The organism is Elusimicrobiota bacterium (assembly GCA_016706425.1).
Classification (GTDB): Bacteria; Elusimicrobiota; Elusimicrobia; order FEN-1173; family FEN-1173; genus JADJJR01.
This window is the reverse complement of the sequence record JADJJR010000001.1, coordinates 952,954-958,960: the sequence shown is the minus strand read 5'-3', so window position 1 is coordinate 958,960 and position 6,007 is coordinate 952,954. Positions and strand designations below refer to the sequence as shown.

3 protein-coding genes and 1 tRNA gene are annotated in these 6,007 nt (G+C 61.3%); all 4 read right to left on the bottom strand.

Features of this window, described 5'->3' with window-relative positions; genetic code table 11:
- Nucleotides 1-2,259 precede the first annotated feature (2,259 nt).
- Entirely contained in the window at nt 2,260-3,318 is a 1,059-nt protein-coding gene (locus IPI56_04080; GenBank protein ID MBK7544920.1) for a hypothetical protein, read from the bottom strand.
- A gap of 186 nt (nt 3,319-3,504) precedes the next feature.
- Nucleotides 3,505-3,577: transfer RNA gene (locus tag IPI56_04075), tRNA-Ile, on the bottom strand.
- 6 nt (nt 3,578-3,583) lie between these two features.
- Nucleotides 3,584-4,279 carry a hypothetical protein gene (locus IPI56_04070; GenBank protein MBK7544919.1) on the bottom strand — a complete coding sequence of 232 codons (696 nt, stop codon included), beginning with the start codon at nt 4,277-4,279 and terminating at the stop codon, nt 3,584-3,586.
- The gene (locus IPI56_04065) at nt 4,276-6,006 is read right to left on the bottom strand and encodes a sigma-70 family RNA polymerase sigma factor (GenBank protein ID MBK7544918.1); all 1,731 of its coding nucleotides are present in this window, start codon (nt 6,004-6,006) and stop codon (nt 4,276-4,278) included. The genes IPI56_04070 and IPI56_04065 overlap by 4 nt, the downstream gene beginning before the upstream one ends.
- Nucleotide 6,007 lies beyond the last annotated feature (1 nt).

Genomic DNA, 6,007 nt, shown 5'->3' with positions numbered 1-6,007 from the left:
ACGCGTGTTCGACTCCCCCGCCCCCACGCGTCCGCGTCGTCTCCCGGTACCCCGTTTGATTGCCGAACGTGTCGTACGTCGCGTTCTCCACCGTCACCGTCGTCACCACGTCCGGCGCGTCACTGCTCCGCCGCGTCCGCTCGTACGCTTCCACCTGCGCCAACCCGTTGTACACCAGCCCCGTCCGCGCTTCCACGCTCCGCGGCCCCAACGTCCCGTTCCCGTGGTGGTCCTGCCGAATCTCCACATATCCCGCCGACCGGTTGAACGCGTCCACACTCCCGCTCCATTCCACCGCCGTCATCAAATCCGGGCTCTCCGCCTTCCGCTCCTCCGCCTCGTAAGCCACCATCTGCCCCAGCGGATGGAACTTGATGTCGTGCCGCACCGTTTCCGTCCATCCCCCAGCCACCCCAGTCCCGTCACGCGTCTCCGTCCGCTCCTTATATCCCGTCAAAGCCCCCTTCCCGTCAAAAACCGCCTCCGTCCGGCCCGTCACCGTCACCTCATGCAAAGTCGCCTTCCCCTCGTCAAACACGAACGCCCCGTTCACCACCCCCGCCGCCTCCGCCGTCACCCGATGCGACGTCTGATTGAACGTCGCCAACCGGTTATAAGCATCGTACGTCGCCCCCGTCACTTCCAGGAAATTCACCAGATCCGGCGTCGCCGAAGACCCCGTCCGCTCCTTATACTGCCTCACCCCCACCCCGTCCTTCGTGTACCGCATCCCCCACGTCTCCGTCAGAACGGTTTCATCAAGGGCCTTCGTCACGCCCTCCTCAACCACCGCCCCCCCCCGCCGCGTCTCGTCACGCGACGTCTTCACCTGCCCCAACACGTTGTACGTCCCGCTCCACATCCCCGTCTCCACCACCGCCGTCCCCAGTCGCTCCACACGCTCCCCGTACCGCGTCACGTCGCTCAACCCGTTGTATTTGATCCCCGTCCGGTGCGTCTGGCTTCCCACCGTCGCCCCTTCAGCGCTCGACACCTGCTCCATATGGTATTCCGACAGCCGGTTCTGCTGGTCGTACAGCATCCCCGTCCGCGTCACTTCCCCCACCACCCCCAACGAATTCAACGTCGCCTCGTGGCTCGCCGTCAGGTTCCCATCGACGTTGTAGCTCATCCGGTCCACCACACGCGACATCCAACTCGCCGGATTGTTGTTCTGAACCGTCTCCTCACGGTACGTCACCGCACGCCCAAACCCGTCCAGCACCGTCCCCGTCCGGATCGTCTCCGCCACGCTGTCCAGCTCGTCTTCCCCGTCCTTCCCCTCCGTCCGCCGCACCTCTTTGAAATCCCCCGCCACCGTCACCTGGCTCCGTTCCACCGTTTCCTTCAAATCCCGCAACAGCTCCCCCGTCACCGCGTCCGTCCCCCGCGTCCGCACCTCCGTCCGCCCGCCCACCACGTTCACGATGTTCATGCTCCGCGGATCCGTCGACCCCACCGCCCGCACGCTCCGCGCCTCGTCGCTCCGCATCACACGCGTGTCTTCCACCAAAACAATGTCCACCGCCCCACCGTCCGTCTCCACCCCTTTGATCCGCTTCGTCGTCGCGTTCCCGTCCTGCCGCCGCAACGCGTCGTAATGAATGTTCCGCACCTCCGACGTCACCACCAGCGCCCCGTAATTCACCACCTCGTCGTACCCCTGCAACTCGCCCAGCACATACCCCTTCCCCGCCCCCACCGCGTTCCATTCCTTTATGGAAGTTCGACCCTTCGAATCCGTCGCCTCCTCCCGGTAGCTCATCATGTTGTGTTTCGTGTCGAACACCCCGTTCGTGAATACGCGCGACTTCGTTTCCCCGTTCTCCGTCGTCTTCTCCGTGTACGCCAACAAATCGTCGTACACGTTGTATTCCCCACCGCTAAACTCCAACACCTGCGTGTGCCCAAACGCGTCCGTCGTCGTCTGCTTGTACGCCGCCGCTCGGTCAAATTTGTCGTACTCCCCGTCCCACACCACGTTCATCACTTTCCCTTGGAAATCCGTCGCCTCCCGGTCGTAATGAATCATGTTCTCAAACTCGTCATACCCCAGGTTCGTGAACACGTCCAACTCCACCTTCCCGTCCGGCCCCGTCGTCGTCTTCTTGTACCCCGTCAAATGGTGCGAACTTCGCCCCCAACTGTCCGTTTCCCCCGCTTCCTTCCGCGCGTCCCACCGCTCGTTCACTTCGTAATCCGTCGCCTCCCACGTCACGTGCGTGTCCAAACCTCGGCTCCGCGTCAATTCGTCGTACTTCAACAGGTTCTTGTCCCCGTCGTACTCGCCCCCCACCACCACTTCTCCGTCTTCACCCCGTTCTCGTCAATCCGAAACTCGTCGAACTTCTTCATGTTCCCAGCACCGTCGTACTGGATGTCCCACCGGTGCAACTCCGTCTTCTCCCCCTGCGGCGTCACCGTCCACTCGTCCAACTTCTTCACCAACTGCGTCTTCGGCACCATCGCCTTCGCCCCATCGTGATAATCCATCTTCCGGTGCGTATAACTCGTCAGCCCCTTCACGTCCTTGTGCTCGATATCCATCGAAATCAACACGTGCGACCGGTTGTACCGCATGTTCGTGATGTTCTGCGTCACCAACTGACCGTGCGGATTCCGCGTCTTCGAATTGTAGATCCGGCTCGCCCGCCCATCGATCAGGTACGTCCGCTGGTACGTCCCGTCGTAGTTCTTCTTCACGTCCATCTTGAATTCCACCATCGCGCCAAACAACGACTTCATCTTCACCTTGATCGCTTCCATCACTTCCTTCACCGTCGCCGCCGCCAGATCCCCAGGCGTCAGAGCGCCTTCCAGACCGTCCATTTGCTGGTTCGCGACCAGCTCCCCGGCCGACCGCTTGTACTGCTCCCGGTACTTCTCCAACTCCTGGTACCCCCGGTTGTGCCGGTTTTGGTTCTCGATGTCCCGCCGCGCCTCTTGGTTCGCCACCATCTTCTCCAGCGACTTCGGGTCCAGCCCCGGCTCCGTCCCCTCCCCCGTCAGCTTCCGACGGTCGTTCCACACGTTGTCGTGGAATTTATACGCGCTCCCTTTCTTGTCCGCGCCCACAAACTTCATCAATCGATCCAACAATCCAAGCTGCCCGGCAACAACCGGCCGCTTCGACACAGGCAAGAGGGGGAGGCTTGCCGTGCCGGCGCACACCGATTGCGTATAGAACACCACCACCGCCATCGCCACCGCCGCTCCGCGGCGCACGGCGTCCAGGCTCGGTGTGTGTTTAACGAAATTCGGCGTATTGGCGATCGGCGTCGTCAAAAGACGCCAGAATTTCTTTGGTCTATCTTGCATAAGCCCCCCTTGGGCGTGGATTCTGGTACTCACATTGTAAGGGGAGAACCCTTAAATTCCTGTAAAGGATTGGTAAAAACCATGTAAAGTCGATGAAAATTATTTGAAACGGAGATGCGAAGAAGTTGTAACGGAGGGGTTTTCCCTTAAATTACCGTCGGGAATGAAGTGGCAGGGTTAAATATTTGGGCCCGGGTGGATTTGAACCACCGACCAACCCGTTATGAGCGGGGCGCTCTAACCCCTGAGCTACGGGCCCGTCCGGTCAACAACCGACCGTGAAAGAGGCAACCGCGCCGACCAACGCCCGGCGCCGGGCGGCGCCGGACAACCACAGGGCGCGCGGGAGGGACGAATATTTTCGGGCGAAGGTCGCCACCAAATCCAGGCGTCCGTCCCCGTCCAAATCCCCGGCCCAATGCACACGAAATTGCGGTTCATCCCCTTCCGATTCGTCAAAAAGGATCTGCTCCCGCCCCCCCTCGCGGATCACAACGCGTCGTCCGGACATGGCCTCGTTGTTGATTTCCAAAACAAGCGTGTAGAGCCTTTTTCCCAATTGATACGTAAGCGGGGATTCGGGCGTGAGGTCCTGGTCGCGGCCCGCGGAGACCACGGGTCCCGCACGCAAACGTGGGACGTTGCGGAGCAACAGGTCGGGGCGGTCGGGGGAAGAGTCGAGGGCGAAGCCGTCGTCCACGGGAGGCTCGGTGTCGCGAACGGCAACGGTGGCCCGGGCCAGCCGGTCACCGTAAAGGCCCATCCAACGGTCCTGAGGACCGTCTTCCGGGAAAATCTCCCCGGGGGAACGGTAGAAAACGTTGGCGGCTAAATCTTCGGCGACGAAAACCAGCGCGTCCCCGGGGCCCCACAGCGCGTCCGCCGACGCCGCCCCGGCCAAAACCAACACCGCCGCACCGCCCAAAAACGATCGTGCTCGGGCGCGCGGGGGCGGAGTCATTCCACGTATTCCCGAAGGAGTTTGCTGCGCGAAGGGTGACGCAGTTTGCGGATTGCCTTGGCCTCGATCTGCCGCACACGCTCGCGCGTGACGCTGAAAATACGGCCGAGCTCTTCGAGTGTGCGGGGGTAGCCGGTGCCGATGCCGAAACGCAGCTTGATGATCTCCGCCTCTCGGTCGCTCAGGGTCGCGAGCGCCTTCTCCACTTCCTGAGAGCGCAACGCGTCGTTGGCCGCGTGGGCCGGGGAGAGGTCGCCCTTGTCCTCCAGAAAATCTTCGAGGACCGAGTCTTCCTCCTCGCCCACCGGCGTGGTCAGGGAGATCGGCTCCTGCATGATCTTGAGCACCTGGCGCACTTTGTCCGCCGAAAGGCGCAGGGCCTTGCCGTACTCTTCCACCGACGGGTCGCGGCCGTTTTCCTGGCGGAACTTGCGCGCCACCTTGGTGAGCTTGGAAATCACTTCCTTCATGTGCACGGGGATCCGGATCGTGCGGGCTTGGTCGGCGATGGCGCGGTTGATGCTTTGGCGGATCCACCAGGTGGCATAGGTCGAGAACTTGAACCCCCGGCGCCATTCAAATTTCTCGACGGCTTTGATGAGCCCCAGGCCGCCCTCCTGAATGAGGTCCGACAGTTCCAGGTTGGAGCCCACGTGCTTTTTGGCGATGGAAACCACCAGGCGCAGGTTGGCCTTGATCAGCTGGAGCTTGTCTTTGAGAATCGCTTCTTCCAACTGGCGGATGCGGGCGTCGAGCACCAACAATTCGTCGGTGGGAATGGGCAGGAGGCGGCCCATGCGGAGCAACCGAGCCTGGATGGCCTCGATGTTCTGCATGGTGCTCTCAATGCCGCTGACGGTGTAACCCGTCAAGCGCAAAAACTGGGCCGCGGGCATCTGTTTGCCCAGGGCCTTCTGATAAATTTTCTTCAACTCCGGGTACGGCAGCTTGAAGCGCTTTTCGTAGCGGTGGATTTCGTCCTGAAACTCCCGCACTTTGTGGCCGATGTTTTTGATCTTGTTCACCAGGCGCTTAATTTTCTCCTGGTTGAGGTTCAGACCGATGATGCGGTCGACGATGTCCTTGCGCTCTTTCTCGACCTGGGCCTTCAGCGCCTCGGCCTTCTCGGCCGCCATTTTCTGTTCCAGCTTGTGCTTCAGCTTGTCGATACGGAGTTCCGCCTGCTCGATGTATTCGACCACCGTTTTCACGCGGCGGCGCATGCCCGACAGTTCGGAAGCCGTGCGACGGCCCCGGGGCATGAGCTCCTTGGGGGTCATCTCGTCGGCCTCAAGCAGCTGTTCCCAGTTCTGGATTTCCCGGTGGGTGATGGGCGACTCAAGGACCACCAGCTTCAGGACTTTCTCGTTTTCCTTGATGTTGCGCGCAAGGGAGACTTCCTGCTCGCGGGTCAGGAGGGGCACCTTGCCCATCTCGGACAGGTACATGCGGATGGAATTTTGGGTGTCGAGCTCAAGCTCAGGGACGCCCATTTCCTCGTGGGTTTCGGCCTTGGGACGGCTGTGGTCTTCGCCGCGTTCGACGACGTCGATGCCCATCTCCTCGAGCTTGCCGAAGAGGGTGTCGAGCTCGTCGGTGGTGAAATTGGTTTCCGGCAGTTTTTGGCTGATTTCCTCGTACGTCAGGAACCCCGCCTCTTTGCCGTGCTCGATGAGGCCCCGCACCACGTCTTTGTAATTTAGCGTTTCGCGTCGTTCCAAGGTCATG

Bases quoted from the DNA above. Each gene is read 5' to 3' on its own strand.
- IPI56_04070 (MBK7544919.1), bottom strand. From the start codon at position 4,279: ATGACTCCGCCCCCGCGCGCCCGAGCACGATCGTTTTTGGGCGGTGCG.
- IPI56_04065 (MBK7544918.1), bottom strand. From the start codon at position 6,006: ATGACCTTGGAACGACGCGAAACGCTAAATTACAAAGACGTGGTGCGG.
- IPI56_04080 (MBK7544920.1), bottom strand. From the start codon at position 3,318: ATGCAAGATAGACCAAAGAAATTCTGGCGTCTTTTGACGACGCCGATC.